Genomic DNA, 19566 nt, shown 5'->3' on the forward strand with positions numbered 1-19566 from the left:
ATTTACCGTGGATCACCTGCCTATATTTTGTCAGCTACGAGATCGCGCCTGCCTGCTGGTTGGCGGTGGCGATGTCGCAGAACGTAAAGCACGTTTATTGATGGAGGCAGGTGCTCGCGTCACCGTTAATGCCCTGGAATTCACCCCGCAGTTTATCGCCTGGGCTGAACAGGGCATGCTCACCCTTGAAAAGGGCGAATTCTCCCCTTCACTGCTCGACGTTAGCTGGCTCGCGATTGCCGCCACCGACGACGACGCGGTGAATCAGTTAGTCAGCGATACGTGCGAATCCCGCCGTATTTTCTGCAACGTGGTCGATGCGCCGAAGCAGGCCAGCTTTATCATGCCGTCGATTATCGACCGTTCGCCGCTGATGGTGGCCGTCTCTTCCGGCGGCACCTCTCCGGTGCTGGCCCGCCTGCTGCGCGAAAAGCTCGAATCCATTCTGCCGCTGCATTTAGGTAAAATCGCCGGTTACGCGGGCACGCTGCGCGGCCGCGTGAAAGCGAAGTTTGCCACCATGGGCGAACGCCGCCGTTTCTGGGAAAAGTTCTTCACCAACGACCGCCTCGCGCAGTACCTGGCAAACGAAGACCAGAAGGCCATCGACCAGGAAACCGAATCGCTGTTCTCCGCCCCGCTGGATAACCGTGGCGAAGTGGTGCTGGTGGGCGCGGGGCCGGGCGATGCCGGGCTGCTAACCCTCAAAGGGCTACAGCAGATTCAGCAGGCGGACGTGGTGGTTTACGACAGGCTGGTGTCAGACGACATCATGAACCTGGTGCGCCGCGACGCCGATCGCGTGTTTGTCGGCAAGCGCGCGGGCTTCCACTGCGTACCGCAGGAAGAAATTAACCAAATCCTGCTGCGCGAAGCCCAGAAAGGCAAACGCGTGGTGCGCCTGAAAGGCGGCGATCCCTTTATCTTCGGGCGCGGCGGCGAAGAGCTGGAAACCCTGTGCAGCGGCGGCATTCCTTTCTCCGTCGTGCCGGGCATTACCGCGGCATCCGGCTGCTCCGCCTATTCCGGCATTCCGTTAACCCACCGCGACTACGCGCAAAGCGTACGCCTGGTCACCGGCCACCTGAAAACCGGCGGCGAGCTGGACTGGCCAAGCCTTGCGGCAGAAAAACAGACGCTGGTGTTTTATATGGGCCTGAACCAGGCGTCGGCCATTCAGGAAAACCTGATCGCTCACGGTATGCCAGCCGATATGCCGGTGGCGCTGGTGGAAAACGGCACCGCCGTTAAGCAGCGCGTGGTGAGCGGGGCGCTCAGCGAGTTAGGCAAGCTGGCGACGCAGGTGCAAAGCCCGTCGCTGATTATCGTCGGCCGCGTCGTTGCGCTGCGCGATAAGCTGAACTGGTTTTCGAATCACTAAATCAATTTAATATTCAAGAAGCCCGCACATTATTATGTGCGGGCTTTTTTATAACTAAACAATAAGCAACTTTTATTACGGACGACACCTGTCTTAATCCGGACTTAGCAATGTTATTCGCTCGCCCTATACTTAGCCGCCTCGTTTGAAAAGCTAAATAAGTCCGTAATATTTATGATAGGGAATATCAATGATCAAGTTCTTTAAAATTGCTTCTGTTGTAGTTGTATTATCCAGCCTGACCGCGTGCACCGGTCACATTGAAAACAAAAGCAAAGATTGTAGCTACGACTACTTATTACATCCTGCGATTTCAATTTCTAAAATCATCGGCGGCTGCGGCCCAACCGACAAGTAATATTGAAAAGTCGGAAGTCATATTAATGCCCTCGTTCGCGAGGGCATTTTTTTATAAATCAGAACAGCTCTCACGCAATATACGTAATACCGTCTGCGCCCCGCTACGATTTGGATTAATGCGGATCATGCGATCTTCAAGAGTAGGATCGGACTGGCGGAAGGTGCCGGACACCCGGTAAAACAGCGGCGGGATTTCGTACTTCGACTCAGCCCCTACAGGATAAGGCAAAGCGCCTAGCCGGTGCGCCGCGTCCAGCACCTGTTGCGCTATCGGGCGATGAAACTCAACCAGCAGAACCTTCGACTGGGCGTTGGCGATAAACGCGCGCTTCACCTGCGGGATCGCGCCGCCTTTCAGCTCTTCCACCAGGCTGTCGTTAACCTGGGCCTGCACCGCGTGCATGACTGGCGCAAATACCAACCCGCGCAGCGCTTCCATCGCCTGGCCGCCCTGCACCTGGCTGCCGCCCGAATACATGCTTTTGCGCACCGCGCTTACCGCGTCTTTATCACCGACGACCACGCCCACGCCCGGCGGCCCGAAAAGCTTGAAGCAGGAAAACGTCGACAGCGTCGCGCCGCATTCGTTGCCAATCCGCTCAACCTTCATCACCGCGTAGTTATCGTCCGTCAATGACGGCAGGTCGTAGTGGTTAAAGCAGCCGATAACCTCGTGCAGCGAATAGGCGTCGTCCAGCTTCTGGCGGGTATGCTGAATCAGCGCGGCCCGTGGGCGATGCAGCTCAATCGCCTTGCTCACCTCGTCCAGCTGATTGAAATCGGCGCGGATAAGCCGCAGGCCCATCTGTTCAGCGATAACGGCGGTGGTGGGATAAAGCGGCGCATCGTGAATCAGCAAACTGTTGCCCGCCACAAGTAGCGCGGCAAGCCCGCTGCGAATCGCGCCGGTGCCAGCGCCCTGCACCAGCGCGGCTGCCGGGGCGGAAAAGAAGTCGGCAATCACCGCCTCTACTCGCTGGGTCATCTGCGGCTGGTTAAGACCGGGCACCAGGCCAAAGTCACCGCCGCTCAGGAAGTCGCTGCCGGGGAAATGGCGGCAGATGATATCGACCAGCTGGAACTGTTTGTGCTGCGCCTGCTCCATCGTCAGGCTTTGCAAAGGCCAGGTTTTCACAATGTTTACTCCATGAAAGCCTGCCGCAGGGTGCGCGGCAGGCATCTGTCAGGATCAGACCGGAACGAACAGGCCGCAGTAGAAGAGAATGTTGAGCACGAAGCCGGTGATCAGCACCGCTACGACCGGAGAAGCCATCTTCTGCACCGGACGGCCCAGCGATTCGTTCAGGAAGTAGAGCGCCGCGGCGATGGTGAAGCCGGTGTAGCCCGCCATTTTGATAGCCGCGAAGATGGAGCCGACCAGCAGCGCCATTTCCATCAGCATGTTCATCGCGTTACGGATGTTGTCCGAAGCGTTGCGCACGGAAGGATAGCGGCCCAGCCATTTGCCGATGGAGCGCAGCAGCAGCACCTCGGCGGAAATCACCGCCGCGCCGACGAAGAACGCGATCAGCGGGTTGGAGATCAGATAACCTGCGGCAAACACGAAGGTGAAACCGGCTACGGCATATACACCGGTTGCCAGCGCCGTGGTGGCGATCATCGGCACGAAGCCTAAGCCACGCATAAATTCAGCCAGCGCCGCCTGGTTGATCAGCGTTTGCGACTGGGCGGGATCCAGCCCTGCGGTATAGGCCTTTTCCAGCGTGAAGATGGAGACTTCAGAACCGGCGAAAATCTTCATGCTGGCAACGGTGGCAATCAGGCCGCCCACGATGGCGATATACGGCAGGTTTTTGATGATGCGCGAAGTGCGCTCCTCAAAGACCGAGCTTCCGCCGTCGTCGTCGCGTTCACCCCGCGTACGGTGATCCTGAGTAATCGCAATGCCCAGCAGCATTACCATGCCGACGAAAATCTCGATGGATTCAGGGTTCAGATGCGGGAAGTAGCGCACGATAAGCACGCGCGTCATCAGCACGACAACCGCGGCGAACAGGCTATTCTTCCAGCCAAACTGATAGAAAATGGCGACCAGCGGGAACAGCGCGAACGCTGAAACCACGGGAGAACTTAGCTCGCCGAGCGAGCCCAGCACGTCGACCGGCAGCGCCGTCAGTAGATGGTTTACCGGCAGCAGACAGGTGAGGATCAGAACGCCCCAGATTGCCCCCAGGCCGAACGCCATCGCGCCGTTAAAGGCCAGCACGCCCAGAATATCGGTAGGCAAAAACAGCAGCCAGCTGTTCAGCAGGCCGGTTTTCAGGGTGAAGGAAATGCCCACCGAGGCCACAAAGCCAATGCTCAGACCAAACGCGATGCTCCCCGCCTCGCGGCGGTTCATATTGCCTTCAATGAGCTGCGGCAGGATCGGGCGTATACCGTCGTGGAACACCGCCGCCGACTTATGTGCCAGCAGCGCGGTCATCCCGGTCAGGCAGGCCACCACCAAAATTTGAATATAGAAATCCATAGCGCTGCCTTTACTTTAAATGGGCAATCAGCATCGGGATGGCATGTTCGATATGCTCAACCGACAGGCCAAAGGCGATTTTGCCGTCCGCGACCATTTTGGCGATCTGCTCGTCCTTCGCCTTAATGCCCGGCTTGGCAATGGTGCCGCTCTTGTTGTAGCCAATCACCGCAATGGCAATGGACAGCGCCGCACCGGCACCGGTATTACAGGCGCCGATGTAGTAGTCGAGCTGGCCGGACTTCACCTTCATCGCGGCTTCCATATCGTTATAAATGAACACTTCAAAGCAGCCCGGAGCGGCGGTTTCGATAGTTTTTTTAATGAGTTCGCGCTGTAAGCCAGCAACACCAATCTTTTTCATGGGAAATCCTTATTTAAAGAAGACAGAGGGGTTGTCACGTAACATCAAATCAACGTCGGCCTGAGTGAAGCCAGCCTCCTGCAACAAAGGCACAAACGTTGTCAGCAAATAGTCGAAGCCGAGGCCGCCATTGGCTTTCAGATGGGAACGACGGGTAATGTCCATGGAGAGCATGACGTGGTCGAGCAGGCCGCGACCGGCAATTTCTTGCAGCATCGCCACGCGCTTTTCGTCCGGGTAATAGTTGTTTTTGCCGATGGTATCGAACTGGACGTAGGCGCCCTGGTCAATCATCCGCAGAATGTTGTCGAGGTTGTCCTTCAGGTCGCAGTGGCCGACGACAACGCGTGAGAGATCCACGCCGTGCTTTTTCAGCAGCGCCAGCTGCTCAAGGCCCATCGTGCTAAACGAGGTATGTGTAGAGATCGGGCGGCCGGTTTCCCGGTGCGCCAGCGCGGCGGCGGCAAATACCTTCGCCTCAACGTCGGTGATAACGTCAACGCTTGAGCCGATTTCCGCAATAATGCCCGCCTTCAGCCCGGTGCCGTCGATGCCGATTTCAATTTCATCGATCATCTCTTTTGCCAGCTTCTCAACGCTTGTGGTAGCGACATGGGCCGGGAAGAAATCATGCTGGTAATAGCCGGTGCAGGCCACCACGTTCATGCCGGTATCGCGCATAATATCGAGCATAAACTGCGGGTTACGCCCCATATAGCGGTTGGTCATTTCAATGATGTTGCGCACGCCCTGGGCATACAGCGACGTCATCTCGTCGCGAATCAGCTCGTAGCAATCCAGGCGGCAGTCAACGTTGTTTTTGAATGACGACAGGTCGATATGCAGATGCTCGTGGGCGTAGGTGTAGCCCGACGCGTCAATATGCGTTTGCTCAGTCATGATGGCCTCCGGTTTCAGCGGTAGTTAACTGCGAAAGGAATGAAGTCCCGTTCTGCGGCGCGGCGGCGTTGAAGTAGTCGCACACCGTTGCGCCCACGTCAGAGAGCGTTTTTCTTAGGCCAAGCTGCGCCGGAGCGATGCCCGGCTGCCAGACCAGCAGCGGCACGTTTTCACGCGTGTGCTTGCTGTGCCCGATGGTCGGGTCGTTGCCGTGATCCGCCATCACCACCAGGCAATCGCCGGGGGTCAGGGCCTGCATCAGGCGGTCAAGATTTTCGTCCACGAGCTGGAGCCGCTCGGCGTAGCGCTCCGCGTCCTGCGCGTGCCCGGCGAGATCGGTTTCCTGGATGTTGGTGCAGATAAACGCGTCGCCCGGCCTGTTCACCTCTTCCAGGGTGATGTCCATGATGCGCTGGCTGTCGACGAGGTTCTGGTAGCTCACGCCGTGCGGGTTGATGGCGATATCCGCCACTTTGCCTACCAGCACCGTTTTAATGCCCGATTCGTGCAGCTTCTGCGGCACCTGAACGGTGGCATCAACGCCAAAGCCCATGTGCACAACCTGGAAACCGTTCTTATAAACGCCGGAACGCGGGGCGTTAATGCCGACGTAAATCCCCTGCTTTTCTTCGGCGGCATCCTGGATTTTCTGGCTGCTTTCCAGCACGCCGCCGAAAGCGATTACGCGGCCAACCTGAACGCAACGACGGACGATTTCGCCAATATTTCGCACCTCTTCGAAAGAGATAGCGGCAAGATTGGCGCTGATATTAAATACTTGTCCAAGATCGGCTTCGAGATTGTCGCCAACCGCAACCGCCTGGTTCACCCACAGGTACTGCAATTCGTGGCCGATGCGCTCCACCTGCCAGCCGTCCGCCAGCAGCGCCTGCTCCACCTCGTCAATCACCGCTGAAAACGGCATGCGCAGCGGAGCCTTCGGGAAGGTGCCGAGAATTTCCTGATGCCCCATGAAGGTGTCGCCCCCTTCGTGCTGCAGCTCGGCGGTGCCGTAGGCCGCGCTGGCGGAGGCTTTCATCGCACCCACTTCAAAGCCAAGCGCGTTCATCAGGCCGAGCTTTTCCAGCACGGGCAAACGCAGCTGCGGATACTGGGCCAGAATATGCCCGCAGGTGTTTGCGCCGATATCCTGAGGGCGCACCTGCGGCACGTCGTCCATCGCGCCCACGCCAAAACTGTCTACCACCACGACCACAAACTTACTCACGTAGACCTCCTGAGATGGGGTTACCGAGACTGTCATACAGCGCTTCGAGCACCGGCTCCCCGGAAGCGATACCGGAAACCAGCGCGACGTCGCTGCGCGTTACAAAAACCTGGGTGCGGAAGCACATCACCACCGGGCTGCCCACGGGGAATTCACCGGCCAGCGGGATGTGATAGTCGATGCTGCTGTCGTCGACGGGCAACAGGCTGGCCGCGACGGCTTCGCTGCCCTGCTGCGGATAAACCAGCGCGTTTTGCGCGTGCCCACGGCGGTAGTAGCCGCCGCCAAAACAGTAGCTATTGCCCTGAAACTGATGGGAAACCTCGGTGAGATACAGCATGGCGATGCCTTCGGGCTGGTCGCCGTGCTGGTTGGCCGGAATGGTGCCAGTTAGCGCGTGCCCCGGCTCCGCGTGGGTTACGCCGTGCTCGGCGAGCAGCGGTAACGTGCTGCAACTCGAGGCGGAGGGCGCGTTCACCTGCTCAATCTCAATGCCCTGCGCCGCTAAACGATCGCGTGCCTGTAACAGCGTGCGCAGGTTCGGCGTCGGCAGGGTTTGCTGCTGCGCCTCATCCCACAACAGGCAGGGGAAGTGGGTCAGCCCCGCGAGTTTGATACCGGGAAGCGTGCGCAGAACGTTCACCACCTCATCCAGCACGGAAAGCGGGAAACCGGCTTCCTGACCGGGATAAAGCCTGTCCTGCTCGTCGAAAATTTTGAGCATGATGGGCTGAACTCGCCCCGCCGCCTGCGCCGCAGCGGAGATTTCCCGCGCTTTTTCCAGCGAGAAAACGGTGATCATTTCCGTTGGCGACATGACGCTTTCCGCCACCTGGCTTTTCGGCACCTGCACCAGATGGCCAACGTGGGAAACCAGCACATCGGCATTGCGCAGCGTGCGCGCCTCTTTGAAGTCCACCGCTACCGTGCCGTGGAAGCCCAGTTCGATAAGCTTCTTCGCAAGCAGAGGATTTCGCCCCAGCTGTTTGGTCATCAGATACAGCGTGATGCCGTAGCGCTGCGCCACTTCCAGCAGACGACGGCCGTTTTCCATCACCCGGTCAACGTCGATGACGTAGGTGTCCGGCAGAATGTCGCCCTGCTGCCAAAGCTTGCGTGCCGCCTGAATCAGTGCCGGGTTTTGCGCCTTGAGTGCTTTTATAAACATGCCCTTGCCTCTCGACTCCATGCTGATGATTAAAATCCTAAATCATCATTTTTTTGAATATTTAAGGCGATATCATTCACGCCCAACGCATCATTTAGCCTTTGCTGACCATCCACAGGCTAAAGAGGTTCGCCAGCAGGTAGCCTTCCTCGTTGGGATGAAGCTGCACGTCAAACGGAGCAAGCAGCGCCTGGTGGATCGGCTGCAGATGCGGCCAGGCCTCGGAGGTCACAATCTCTTGCAGAAGATCTTCATCCAGCGGGCCGACTTCTTCGCCACGGCGGCTGCGCATCAGCGCGTTCGCCATATGGGTAATCGCCATCTCACCCTGCTCATTGCGCACCGGCAGCTGCCACACGGTTTCGAGCTGCGTGACGACGACCAGCATGCCGTCACAGATATCCTTATCGATAATCCCTGCGTCACACAGCAGGTTTAGTCTGTCTTCCATTGCCTTACCTCTTGAAAATTTTCAGTAACTTGGTTCCTGAAGCCCCGCCAGCACGCGCTGCTGATGGGCTAACAATTCGGTTTTATTCACCACCGTGCGCAGCAGCTGCTGGATGGGGATATCGTCGGCTCGGGTCAACACCACCGCTTCTGAAGCATCCGTAAAGCGCACGTCGTCGGTCAGCGATTTAGCTACCAGGCCGTGAGATTCGAGATCGATCTCGTTGGTGACGTTCCAGATCACCGCGTCGATATCGCCTTTGGCGATGCGGTGCAAACACTCGTGGTACGGCACGTCGAGCAGCTCAACCGGCTTTTCGGAGAAATAAACGTCCGTCATGATGCGCTGGTCCGCCGAGCGCGGGTCGATGCCCACCCGCTTGATTTGCTGCTCGCCCGCACGACAAATCAGTTTATGTTCACCGACGTAGGTGTGCGGGCCAAGCTCCAGCGCCATGCACACATCGTCTTTATCGAGATAACTTTTCGCCGCCAGGCGGGAAACCACCGCCAGGTCGTAAACGCCGTTGAGCAGGCATTCCACGCGGACATCCGAGCCGCGCATATGGGCGTAATAAAACGGGATGCCGTCGAACTGCGCCTTGAGCCCGCTCGCTAAACCTTCGTACAGACGGGTGTAGGGCAAGGGCATGGCACAGACTACGGTGCCGATATCCGCAAACGCCAATAGGGCTTTGTTATCCATACTGACAAGGTAGCTGCCGTTGCGCCCGCGACGTTCGACCGTTACGGCCCCGGCTTTTTCCAGCGTTTTCAACGCCGCCTGAATCAATCCCACGGAGAAGCGGCATTCGGTCGCCAGCTCGTCAATGGTTTTCAATCTGTTACCGCTTTTCTCGCCCAGCAAATAGCGCGCCAGGCTGGCCTGGGCGACACCTTCTTTTTTGATAAAGCTACGGCTCATAGTTAATCTTCATTTTATTGAACGGATATATCTTCATAAAAATGAATATAAATGGCAAACGGGGAAGATGCAAAAGGAGAATGGCGTCACAAAAAGAAAAAACCCGCCGTGGAGGCGGGTCGGTAGCTAGCGAAGGAGGAGATTATGGATGTGGAACGAACCCAATGACTTCGTAGACTTTTTTCAGCGTCGCGCTGGCGTGAGAGCGGGCTTTCTCAGCGCCGTCTTTCATCACCTGCTGGAGGAAGGCTTCGTCATTACGGAAGCGATAGTAGCGCTCCTGAAGCTCAACCAGCATGCCGGAAACCGCGTCGGCAACGTCGCCCTTCAGGTGGCCGTACATCTTGCCTTCAAAGTGCTGCTCAAGCTCGGCGATAGTTTTACCGGTCACGCCCGCCATGATATCCAGCAGGTTGGAAACCCCAGCTTTGTTCGCCACGTCGTAACGCACGACAGGCGGCTCGTCGGAATCGGTCACCGCGCGTTTGAGCTTTTTAACGACCGCTTTCGGGTCTTCCAGCAGGCCGATAACGTTGTTGCGGTTATCGTCAGATTTGGACATTTTTTTGGTCGGCTCGAGCAGGGACATCACGCGCGCGCCGGACTTAGGAATAAACGGCTCCGGCACTTTGAACACGTCGCCATACAGCGCGTTGAAGCGCGCGGCGATATCGCGGCTCAGCTCCAGGTGCTGCTTCTGGTCTTCGCCAACCGGCACCAGGTTGGTCTGGTACAGAAGGATATCGGCGGCCATCAGCACCGGATAGTCAAACAGACCGGCGTTGATGTTCTCGGCGTAGCGAGAGGATTTGTCTTTGAACTGGGTCATGCGGCTCAGCTCGCCGAAATAGGTGTAGCAGTTCAACACCCAGCTCAGCTGCGCGTGTTCAGGCACGTGGGACTGAACGAAAATGGTGCTTTTTTCCGGGTCGATCCCGCAGGCCAGGTACAGCGCCAGAGTATCAAGCGTGGCTTTACGCAGCGCGTTCGCATCCTGACGCACGGTGATCGCGTGCTGGTCAACGATGCAATAGATGCAGTGGTAATCGTCCTGCATGTGAACCCACTGACGCAGCGCACCCATGTAGTTACCGATGGTTAATTCACCTGAAGGCTGCGCGCCGCTAAAAACGATGGGTTTACTCATGTTCTGATTCCTGATTTTCTTTGCAAGGGAGCCCAAGAGCGGGCAATAAGTCACTGAACTTTTCAAACACGACGTCCGGTTTGCTCAGCTCAATGGCTTCACCATAGTTGTAACCGTAGGTCATACCCACGCTCGGGCAGCCGGCAGCCTGGGCGGCAAGAATATCATTGCGGGAATCGCCCACAAACAGCAACTCTTCGGCGCTCAGATTCAGGGTTTCCATAACCTTGAACAGCGGCTCGGGGTGCGGCTTCTTGTTTTCGACATCATCGCCACCGATAACGACCTGGAAATACTGCGCGATGCCCAGTTTTTCAAGCAGCGGCATGACGAACGGCGTTGGCTTGTTGGTCACCAGCCCAAGCGGCAGGCCTTTTTCCGCGAGCGCCGCCAGCGTGCTAGCCACGTGCGGGAACAGGAAGCTGCCTTCATCGACCGTTTGCGCATAGTAGCGGTCGAACAGTTTACGGGCCATCAGGCACTGGTCGAAGCGCGGCTCCTGGCCTTTTAATGCCCAGGTCAGCGCGCGCTGCACCAGCACGTCCGCACCGTTGCCGATCCACTTCTCAACGTTTTCTTCACCCGCCGTTGGCAGCTCAAGCGCGTAGAGCGCCTGATCCATTGCCTGAGACAGGCCGAGCGCGGTATCAACCAGCGTGCCGTCTAAATCAAACGCGACGCCGCGAATTTTTTCAAACTTATCCATGACTTACCTTTGCCAGCTCATCGCGCATACGGTCGATGACTGTTTTATAATCAGGCTGACTGAAGATAGCCGAACCGGCGACAAACATGTCCGCGCCCGCCGCGGCAATCTCCGCAATATTATCAACTTTAACGCCGCCATCGACTTCAAGACGAATGTCGTAGCCGGAAGCATCGATGCGTTCACGCACCTGACGCAGCTTTTCCAGCGTATGGGGAATAAACGATTGCCCGCCAAAGCCCGGGTTAACGGACATCAGCAAAATGACGTCCAGCTTGTCCATCACGTGATCGAGCCAGCTTAGCGACGTGGCCGGGTTAAACACCAGCCCTGCCTTACAGCCGTGCTCTTTAATCAGCTGCAGGGAACGGTCGACGTGCTCGGATGCTTCAGGGTGGAAGGTGATGATGCTGGCACCCGCCTCGGCGAAATCCGGGATGATGCGGTCGACGGGCTTGACCATCAGATGCACGTCAATGGGCGCGGTGATGCCGTAATCACGCAGTGATTTCAGCACCATCGGCCCGATAGTCAGGTTGGGAACATAATGGTTATCCATAACATCGAAATGGACGACGTCGCTACCTGCGGCCAACACTTTGGCCGTGTCTTCACCCAGGCGGGCAAAATCGGCAGACAGGATTGAGGGGGCGATCAAATACTGTTTCATCCGCTTCTCCAATAGTTTTTTATTTTTGAGGCGAACGAAAGTGCTCAGGCTACGCCATAGAGCGCCAGCAGTTCGTCCACCTTGTTACGCGTTCCGCCATTTCTGCTGATGCTGCGTCTTACCTGCAGCTTGTGCAGCTTCGCCTGCTGATACCACAACCGGGTAAGCTCGGTATCATGGTTTGAAATCAGCACCGGGATACGGTTTCCCTGCAAACTTTCCGCAAGCTCGGCCAGATGCTGTTGCTGCACCATGCTGAAGCTGTCGGTATGGTAAGCCGTGAAATTCGCCGTGGCGGACAACGGGGCATACGGCGGATCGCAGTACACCACCGAGCCTGCGGCCACGTCGGTCATGCTGATATCATACGACTGGCAGACAAAAGTGGCCTGTTGCGCACGCTCGGCAAAATGGTACAGCTCCTCTTCCGGGAAGTAGGGCTTGCTGTAGCGGCCAAACGGCACGTTGAATTCACCGCGCAGGTTATAACGGCAAAGGCCGTTGTAACAATGGCGATTGAGGTATAAAAACAGCACCGCACGACGAAAAGCATCGTTGCACTGATTAAACTCAAGGCGAAAACGGTAAAACGCTTCGCTGTCGTTAAGCTCGGGCGTAAACAGGCCGCGGGCTTCCTGAACATACTCGTCGGTTCGCGCTTTGACAATGTTGTACAGGTTAATCAGATCGCTGTTGATATCCGCGAGAATATAGCGTGAATAGTCAGTGTTAAGAAAGACGGAGCCTGCGCCAACAAACGGCTCAATCAGACAATCACCTTCCGGCAGGTACTTCTTTATGTCGTCAAGCAGGGGGTATTTCCCCCCTGCCCATTTCAGAAAAGCGCGATTTTTTTTCATGCTGTCTAACTATTTACACCTTCTCCAGCTGTGGAAAGGTTCCGACAGCGACTGCGCTTGTTCATCACTTCAGATCGGACTGAACCTGATGAATGGGTTTTGCCCAAGGATTCTTCGCTTGCACGTCAGCTGGCAGAGTTGAAACGGCACGTTTCGCCTCGTCTTTGCTGGCGTATACGCCGCTAACCAGCACATACCACGGCTGACCGTTACGCACAGTCTGGTAAACCATGTAGTGTTGCAGATTCTCTTTCTTCGCCCAGGCGTTCAGATTCGCCGAGTTGGAAGAGGAGCTAAGCTGCAGCGTGTAATGGCTGCCCGGCGCGCCTTTGATAGCGCTGGCATCACCGGTAACGGTAGCGCCACCTGCTGCAGGAGCAGCGGTGCTGGCGGTGGCGGCAGGGGCTGCGGCTTTCGGCGCAGGTGTTGCCGCTGGTGCTTTAACGGGTTCCTTAACCGGCGCGCTTACCGCAGGCTCGCTGCGTTTTGCGGTGGTTACAGGTTTCGGCTCTGCAACAGGGGTTTTTGCCGTGGCCTGTGGCTTAGCCTGCGCTGGCTGAGTTTTTTGTGGCTCAATCACCGCGTGCTTGCGTTCCTGACGAGCGGCTGGCTGACGGACAGGCTCGCTTTTTGGCGCAGCGTTTGCCGTCGTTTTAGCAGGCTCCGAGGCCACATTGCTCCCCGCGATACGAGCAACCGTTGCAGGCTGAGTCGGCAGCGTAGAACCGCTCGCTGCGTTATCGATTTGGCCCTGCTGCTGGGTAAGCGCGTTATTCAGATCGCCCGGAACTTCCACGCGCTGCTGGCCTTCTGGCGTTGGCTGCGCTTGTGCTTCAGTTGGGGTTGAGGAAATCGGCGGTAGGTTCACTTCCTGCGGCTGTGCGCCCGCATTAGCGGTTTGATTAGCAACGTTTGATTCGCCCGGCTGCGGCTGCGCGCCGTTAGCCTGATTAGCCGTATCGTTAGCACCGGACAGATCGATATTCTTCTCGGCGTTTGGATTTTTGTTTGCCGTTTCGGTATCGGTTGAAGGCGACTTGAGCGCGGAACCAATACCAATGACCAGCAGCAACAGAACCAGAATGCCAATGCCCATCATCAAATGCTGACGTGAGACTGGGACTTTCTGTCTTGGGGCTTTTCGACCGCGAGCCGGACGACGCTCGGCGGCTTCAACCTTCATGCCGTCATCGCCTTCGTACTCCTCTTCTTCGTCGCGAGGACGACGCGAGCGCGAGGTACGAGGCTCATCAGCATCAAGATCGACATCGTCGACGTTAATCTGCGGTTCTTTATCGAACTCGTCAGAGTTGCGAGAACGATCCCGACGACGATCGCTGAGATCGGGTTTCAGCTCGTCTTCCGGTTTGAATTCATCCATTTAACACCCCACTCAAAGGCTTATGCCAGCGATACGAACTTTGCACATCACCCGAAGTTATAAATCGCCCGACTGCGGCGACCAATCATTTCTAATAATTAAGCCTGCTGACAATCAGCAATGGCGGACAGAACGATATTGTGTGGAACTCCGCCACGGACTTCACTCTTCCCGATAGCCAGCGGCAGCACAAGGCGCAGCTCACCAGCCAAGACTTTCTTGTCGCGCATCATGTGGGGCATATACGCGTCTGCTGACATTTCCTGCGGCCCGGTAACGGGCAGCCCGGCACGCTGTAACAACGCGATCACGCGCTCGACATCGGCTTCACTGAATTGCCCCAAACGAAACGCGGTACGAGCGGCCATGACCATACCGGCAGATACCGCTTCGCCGTGCAGCCAATTGCCATAGCCCATTTCGGCTTCAATCGCGTGACCAAAGGTATGGCCCAGATTGAGTAAAGCACGTAAGCCGCTTTCGCGCTCGTCGGCTGCAACAACTTCGGCCTTCAGCTCACAACAACGGCGAATACAGTAAGCCATCGCTTTACCGTCAAGAGCCAGTAATGCATCGAGATTATCCTCAAGCCAGCTAAAGAACGCCGCGTCGAGAATAATGCCGTATTTAATAACTTCAGCCAGGCCCGATGCCAGCTCTCGTTTCGGTAACGTGCTAAGACAGTCGAGATCCACCACCACCGAAGCCGGCTGGTAGAACGCGCCAATCATATTTTTACCGAGAGGATGGTTAACGGCCGTTTTGCCGCCAACGGAGGAGTCCACCTGCGAAAGCAAAGTGGTCGGAACCTGAATAAAGCGTACGCCACGCTGATAGCTCGCCGCTGCAAAACCGGTCAGATCGCCAATCACGCCGCCGCCAAGGGCAATAAGCGTTGTGTCGCGACCGTGCGGTTTTTCCAGCAGAGCCGTAAAGACGGTATCGAGTACAGCCAGACTTTTGAATTTTTCGCCATCCGGAAGGATGACGCAATCGACTTTAACGCCCGCTTGCTCAAGCAAACCACGAACCTTATCAAGGTAAAGTGGCGCAAGGGTCTCGTTGGTTACCAGCATCGTCTGGTCGCCAGCTTTCAGCGGCCAAAAGGACGCCGAGTCATTAAATAACCCGGCAGCGATGGTGATAGGGTAACTACGTTCCCCGAGAGTAACAGCTAACCTCTCCATAACGCGAAGTCCACCTTAAGAAGCTTTGCCCGCAGGCGTTTCTCGATTAAACCAGAATCAGTTGCTTTCCAACATATGAATAATCTGGTTAGCAACCACTTTGGCACTTTGGTCGTCAGTACGAATCGTCACATCGGCAATCTCTTCGTAAAGAGGATTGCGTTCTTGTGCCAGGGCCTCAAGAACTTCACGCGGTGGCGTTTCAACCTGCAGCAACGGGCGCTTTTTATCGCGCTGAGTGCGAGCAAGCTGCTTTTCAATTGTGGTTTCAAGATACACCACAACGCCACGGGCCGAGAGACGGTTACGGGTTTCGCGAGACTTCACAGAGCCGCCACCAGTCGCCAGCACAATGCCCTGTTTTTCAGTGAGTTCGTTAATGATTTTTTCTTCGCGATCGCGGAAGCCTTCTTCGCCTTCAACGTCGAATACCCAGCCCACATCAGCTCCGGTACGTTTCTCAATCTCTTGATCAGAATCGAAAAATTCCATATTGAGTTGCTGAGCTAACTGACGCCCAATAGTGCTTTTGCCGGCACCCATAGGCCCAACCAGAAAGATATTGCGTTTCTCTGCCATTTTTTCGGTACTACTAAGACAATTCGTTGATGATAAACCCACCCGGTAACAACCTGCTGCGGCGGGACATGAACTGAAACCTCATAAGCGATAGTGCGAGAGTCAGACTAAAAATTATCTCAACACTCAAGGTAGTTTGGCAACCGATTAAATCACTCAACGTCTTCAGTAGAGAGATGTAATGCATAAATCAGGCTTATCGGCCGCAGGAATTCATACCCTGCCTCTCGAAACGGTACACCTTGTAAGCTAATTCCTCTCTGCCGTCAAACACCTGTACAACGATTACGAGAAAAATCCGCACTGCGCTTTATAAAAAGCTACGGAATCGGGATAAGTCGGGGCGTGATAAAAACCACCAGCTCACGGCGCTGATGATCCTTCGCATCGTGACGGAACAGCCCACCAAGCAGCGGCACATCGCCCAGCAGCGGGATGGCGTCACGACTGTCTTTGTTATGTTGCTGAAAAATACCGCCTAATGCGAGCGTTTCGCCATCCTTCACCGACACCACGGTTTCGATTTCCTGCTTATCTATAGCCAGGACTTCGCCATCCGTCTGCTGAATACTTCGCCCCGGCATATTTTGGCTAATTCGCAATTTCAAACGAATGCTGCCATTTGACTGAATGGTCGGCGTGACCTCCATGCCCAGCACGGCTTCTTTAAATTCCACCGAGGTTGCGCCGCTTTCGCCGCTCGAAACCTGGTATGGGATCTCCGTACCCTGCTTGATGCTAGCAGGTTGCTGGTGAGCCGCCATTAATCGCGGGCTGGCAATAATTTCAAGCTGCTGCTGTTGCTCCAGCGCCGACAGCTCCATTTCGAGCAGACGCCCGTCGATACGCGCAATATTAAAACCGACGCGCGTTGACGCCGTACCCACCGAAACATCGGCCCCCAGGGTGGTTAGCTGATGCAGCCCCGCGCCTTCCTCATTCTGCGCAAGACTCCACTTCACGCCCAGCTCGTGCAGCTTGTTCTGATTGATGGTCACGATATGCGCGGCCAGTTCAACCTGCCCCATAGGCAGATCCATTTCAGCGACCCAGGCAGCAACCTGCCCAAGCGCCGCTTTGTTATCGCGCACGATAAGACGATTGGTGCGTTTATCAACGGTCACGGTGCCGAGCGCGCTTAACAGCTTTTCGCCCCCCGCCTTAAGCCCTGCGGCCAGCTCGCCCGCATCGGCATGTGCGGGTGAAAACACTTGATTCAACAATGGCTGCTTAAGCGCCTGCTGCTTGCGCTGCTCCTCCTGCGCCGCCCGCTGCTGCACAAGCCGCTCGTTGGGAACAATTTGCACCACGTTCCCTTCGCGTGACTGGCTAAGATCGGCAGCTTTAAGCACCAGTTGAAAAGCCTGCTTGAGGGGAATGTTGATGAGATGGAGCGATATCGCCCCTTCGACCCCGGGCCCCACTAGCAGATTTAGGTTCTGGTTTTCTGCCAGCGCCTGTAACACCTGCACCACCGGCGCGTTATCCAGCACCAGCGATACATTTTTATTTGCGACGCATGCCAGCGGCCACGCCGCCAGCAGAGCTATCACGCGCATCCATGCCATGTTGTTTTCCTTTTATTTCCCATGAGTAAACCGACGGCCCGCATTCTGCTGGCAGCCTGGCTGATACGATTTTTTGGCTGATGTCGACAATTTCCGCGCTGGGTTCCGCTAACTGCCCCACGGCGATACGCCGCCACGCTTTCTGCGGATCTTGCATTAGGGCCACCTGCCCTTTTTCCGAGCTGATAACGCCGTGCAGCCTCCACTGCTCCAGCCTGCTAAACAGAGCGTCGCATGGCGTAACCAAAGGCTGAAAAGGGTTGCGGGGCGAGCCTGCCGCCGTTTGGGCGACAATGAGTAAGGCCAGCAGCAGGCTACGGTTCATCGTTGAAATCCAGCGCTATAGTCAGGCGCAGCATGCCGCCCGCTGGCTCCACGTTGAAACCCTGCGGGGAAACCGCGCGATAGCCGGAAAGATGGGTGAAAAAGAGCGGCAGCTTTTCCCACGCCAGCAGCATTTCCAGCGACCCCTGATTGTGCTCCGGCTGCCACTTATCAAGCTTCGCGCCGCTGCGCTGGGCAAGCCCCATCACGGAGAAATGCGGCGGTTTCCCGGCATCAAAGAGCGGCTTTGCCTCGCGGAGCGATGTAACAAGAGCGACGACCCCGTGGCGCAGCGCCTGGCTCTTTCCCGCGTTCTGCTGGTTTTGCACAAGCGCGTCGCGCAGCGCCGCCTGCCGCGGATGCACAAGGAGTCGCTCCATTATCAGCAGCGTCACGCCGCAGAGCGCGCCAAGACAGAGATACTTCAGCCATGTCGGGCTTTTTAGCCAGCGTTCAAGCCACATCGCTCACCCCCGTCAGCGTAAGGGTAAAAATAAAGCTCAGTTGGCCTTTCGCGTCACGCTCCAGCCCCTCGGCTTTTACGCCCGAAATGCCTTCGAGCTGCCGCAGGCTATGCTCCAGAGCCTGAACATCTAACGTGCTTTCCGCCTTGCCATTGATGACCATTTGTCCGCCTCGAACGGAAAGAGAGGTCAACCAGACGGTGTCAGGAAGCAGGCCAGCGAGAGCGGTCAGCCTCGCGTCCCACGCCTGGATCATCTGCCGCTCGGCATCACGTTCCGCCTGTATTTTTCGCGCTTTCTCCTGCTCCAGCGCCTGCTGATACCGACGCTGTAAAGACGCATTGAGCACGGCCAGATATTCGCTATTTATATGCTGCTGCTCCATCTGCCAGGCAAACAGCGCGGGCCTGCAAACGCCTGCGAATATTGCCGAAGTCAGGCAGCCTGCGGACAGCAAAAGCCAGTAGCGAAGCTGCCGCTTCCGTTCCCGCCTGCGCCAGGGCAGCAAATTGACTAAGGGCGTCATCGGTTCACCCGCCCTATCGCCAGACCAATCGCAACGGTGAAGCTCCCGCCCTGCTTCGGCAGCGGCGGCTGGAGCCGAACCAGCGCGCGCCACGCGTCCAGCGGCGTCACGCCTTCCGGCAGAGGCACAAACTCCGCGCTGCTGAAGGCGACGTCCTGCGGCTCAACGGTAAGCTGCTGGCAGACATCCGAAAAACGGGGTGCCTGGCGCGCGTCTAGCCATCCCCAGCCCGGTACTTCGCTTAACGTTGCCCAAAGCCAATGGTCGCGCTCACGATGCACCAGATAGCGCGGGCTTTTCGGATGGCATAACGCACCGAGAATGGGCAGAACGCTTGCGCCCGGCGTAAGCGTCGCGGGAAACAGCCGCTGCGCCGTAAAGCAGGCAAGTAGCCCCTGCACTTCGCCGTGGCGCGCGGCAATCACCCGCGTTTGTGCGGCCTCCTGCGGCATGGGCGTGTAGTCCCAGCTCAGCTGGTCGGGCAGCATTTGTAGCTGCCTGGCCGCAGCGTGGGCAAGATAGCCTTCGCGGGCGGGTTCCTGCAGGCGGTTGTCCGGGCTGGGCACCGGGCGCTGCAGCGTGCGCTGAGTCGGAAATGCAACGCGGAGCTGGTGGCGCAGAGGAAGCTCGCGCCGCCACTGCGCCAGCACATTGTTCAGGTTTTCAGGCGCTTGCAGAACGCCCTCGCGAAAGGTGTTATCAGGCAGCGGAAGCTGCCACCACTGGCGCAGCTGCCACCCTTGCCGCTGGCGCTGCACCGCCACCGCACGCAGCGTTTCGTGTTGAATTTCCAGGCCTATTTGCCAGGTTTGCAAAACCATCGTGACGATCTCCTTATCGTTCGGGTTTGAATTTGACATATCAAACCTCCTGGCTTGCCTTTATAC

Annotated in this window: 22 protein-coding genes; 2 read left to right on the top strand and 20 right to left on the bottom strand. The window is 56.9% G+C overall.

Features of this window, described 5'->3' with window-relative positions; genetic code table 11:
- Window positions 1–7: 7 nt before the first annotated feature.
- Both cysG and ACSPHG_RS22060 read left to right on the top strand, forming a co-directional pair.
- On the top strand, window positions 8–1381 hold the full coding sequence (gene cysG, locus ACSPHG_RS22055; protein WP_435955606.1) for a siroheme synthase CysG: 1374 nt from the start codon (window positions 8–10) through the stop codon (window positions 1379–1381).
- Window positions 1382–1571: 190 nt separating this feature from the next.
- Window positions 1572–1739 (top strand): YhfL family protein, encoded by a 168-nt coding sequence (locus ACSPHG_RS22060; RefSeq protein ID WP_435955607.1) that lies wholly within the window; start codon window positions 1572–1574, stop codon window positions 1737–1739.
- A 51-nt stretch (window positions 1740–1790) separates the two neighbouring features.
- Here the strand turns inward: ACSPHG_RS22060 and ACSPHG_RS22065 are convergent, their stop codons facing one another.
- The 20 genes from ACSPHG_RS22065 to ACSPHG_RS22160 form a co-directional block, all read right to left on the bottom strand.
- Window positions 1791–2876 carry an aminotransferase class V-fold PLP-dependent enzyme gene (locus tag ACSPHG_RS22065; protein WP_435955608.1) on the bottom strand — a complete coding sequence of 362 codons (1086 nt, stop codon included), beginning with the start codon at window positions 2874–2876 and terminating at the stop codon, window positions 1791–1793.
- 54 nt (window positions 2877–2930) lie between these two features.
- Window positions 2931–4232 (bottom strand): YhfT family protein, encoded by a 1302-nt coding sequence (locus ACSPHG_RS22070; RefSeq protein ID WP_435955609.1) that lies wholly within the window; start codon window positions 4230–4232, stop codon window positions 2931–2933.
- A gap of 10 nt (window positions 4233–4242) precedes the next feature.
- Window positions 4243–4596, bottom strand: a complete 354-nt coding sequence (locus ACSPHG_RS22075) for a DUF2620 domain-containing protein (RefSeq protein WP_435955610.1) — start codon at window positions 4594–4596, stop codon at window positions 4243–4245.
- A 9-nt stretch (window positions 4597–4605) separates the two neighbouring features.
- The gene (locus ACSPHG_RS22080; protein ID WP_435955611.1) at window positions 4606–5496 is read right to left on the bottom strand and encodes a phosphotriesterase-related protein; all 891 of its coding nucleotides are present in this window, start codon (window positions 5494–5496) and stop codon (window positions 4606–4608) included.
- The gene (locus tag ACSPHG_RS22085; protein WP_435955612.1) at window positions 5489–6724 is read right to left on the bottom strand and encodes a phosphopentomutase; all 1236 of its coding nucleotides are present in this window, start codon (window positions 6722–6724) and stop codon (window positions 5489–5491) included. Before ACSPHG_RS22085 ends, ACSPHG_RS22080 begins: the two co-directional genes overlap by 8 nt.
- Entirely contained in the window at window positions 6717–7892 is a 1176-nt protein-coding gene (locus tag ACSPHG_RS22090; protein WP_435955613.1) for a YhfX family PLP-dependent enzyme, read from the bottom strand. Before ACSPHG_RS22090 ends, ACSPHG_RS22085 begins: the two co-directional genes overlap by 8 nt.
- A 94-nt stretch (window positions 7893–7986) precedes the next feature.
- Entirely contained in the window at window positions 7987–8343 is a 357-nt protein-coding gene (locus ACSPHG_RS22095) for a PRD domain-containing protein (RefSeq protein WP_435955614.1), read from the bottom strand.
- 21 nt (window positions 8344–8364) lie between these two features.
- Complete coding sequence (gene yhfZ / locus ACSPHG_RS22100) at window positions 8365–9267, bottom strand: GntR family transcriptional regulator YhfZ (RefSeq protein WP_435955615.1); 903 nt, start codon at window positions 9265–9267, stop codon at window positions 8365–8367.
- A gap of 142 nt (window positions 9268–9409) precedes the next feature.
- Window positions 9410–10414: a tryptophan--tRNA ligase gene (gene trpS / locus ACSPHG_RS22105; protein ID WP_435955616.1), complete on the bottom strand. Its 1005-nt coding sequence runs from the start codon at window positions 10412–10414 to the stop codon at window positions 9410–9412.
- Window positions 10407–11120, bottom strand: a complete 714-nt coding sequence (locus ACSPHG_RS22110) for a phosphoglycolate phosphatase (protein ID WP_435955617.1) — start codon at window positions 11118–11120, stop codon at window positions 10407–10409. Before ACSPHG_RS22110 ends, trpS begins: the two co-directional genes overlap by 8 nt.
- A complete protein-coding gene (gene rpe, locus ACSPHG_RS22115) occupies window positions 11113–11790 on the bottom strand; it encodes a ribulose-phosphate 3-epimerase (RefSeq protein WP_435955618.1) in 678 nt (225 codons plus the stop codon). The genes ACSPHG_RS22110 and rpe overlap by 8 nt, the downstream gene beginning before the upstream one ends.
- Before the next feature lie 44 nt (window positions 11791–11834).
- Window positions 11835–12650 (bottom strand): adenine-specific DNA-methyltransferase, encoded by an 816-nt coding sequence (dam, locus tag ACSPHG_RS22120; RefSeq protein ID WP_435955619.1) that lies wholly within the window; start codon window positions 12648–12650, stop codon window positions 11835–11837.
- Window positions 12651–12714: 64 nt separating this feature from the next.
- Complete coding sequence (gene damX, locus ACSPHG_RS22125) at window positions 12715–14031, bottom strand: cell division protein DamX (RefSeq protein ID WP_435955620.1); 1317 nt, start codon at window positions 14029–14031, stop codon at window positions 12715–12717.
- Window positions 14032–14129: 98 nt separating this feature from the next.
- Window positions 14130–15218: a 3-dehydroquinate synthase gene (aroB, locus tag ACSPHG_RS22130; RefSeq protein ID WP_435955621.1), complete on the bottom strand. Its 1089-nt coding sequence runs from the start codon at window positions 15216–15218 to the stop codon at window positions 14130–14132.
- Between the two features lie 57 nt (window positions 15219–15275).
- Window positions 15276–15797 carry a shikimate kinase AroK gene (gene aroK, locus ACSPHG_RS22135; RefSeq protein WP_121267467.1) on the bottom strand — a complete coding sequence of 174 codons (522 nt, stop codon included), beginning with the start codon at window positions 15795–15797 and terminating at the stop codon, window positions 15276–15278.
- Window positions 15798–16117: 320 nt separating this feature from the next.
- Window positions 16118–17365, bottom strand: coding sequence for a type IV pilus secretin PilQ (pilQ, locus tag ACSPHG_RS22140; protein WP_435955622.1), 1248 nt, complete (start codon window positions 17363–17365; stop codon window positions 16118–16120).
- Window positions 17304–17690: a HofP DNA utilization family protein gene (locus tag ACSPHG_RS22145; RefSeq protein WP_435955623.1), complete on the bottom strand. Its 387-nt coding sequence runs from the start codon at window positions 17688–17690 to the stop codon at window positions 17304–17306. Before ACSPHG_RS22145 ends, pilQ begins: the two co-directional genes overlap by 62 nt.
- Window positions 17680–18153, bottom strand: coding sequence for a HofO family protein (locus tag ACSPHG_RS22150; protein WP_435955624.1), 474 nt, complete (start codon window positions 18151–18153; stop codon window positions 17680–17682). Before ACSPHG_RS22150 ends, ACSPHG_RS22145 begins: the two co-directional genes overlap by 11 nt.
- Window positions 18143–18679 carry a PilN domain-containing protein gene (locus ACSPHG_RS22155; RefSeq protein ID WP_435955625.1) on the bottom strand — a complete coding sequence of 179 codons (537 nt, stop codon included), beginning with the start codon at window positions 18677–18679 and terminating at the stop codon, window positions 18143–18145. Before ACSPHG_RS22155 ends, ACSPHG_RS22150 begins: the two co-directional genes overlap by 11 nt.
- Window positions 18676–19539, bottom strand: coding sequence for a type IV pilus biogenesis protein PilM (locus ACSPHG_RS22160; protein ID WP_435955626.1), 864 nt, complete (start codon window positions 19537–19539; stop codon window positions 18676–18678). The genes ACSPHG_RS22155 and ACSPHG_RS22160 overlap by 4 nt, the downstream gene beginning before the upstream one ends.
- Between the last annotated feature and the right edge of the window lie 27 nt (window positions 19540–19566).

This window comes from Dryocola baronae, assembly GCF_051297175.1.
Classification (GTDB): Bacteria; Pseudomonadota; Gammaproteobacteria; order Enterobacterales; family Enterobacteriaceae; genus Dryocola.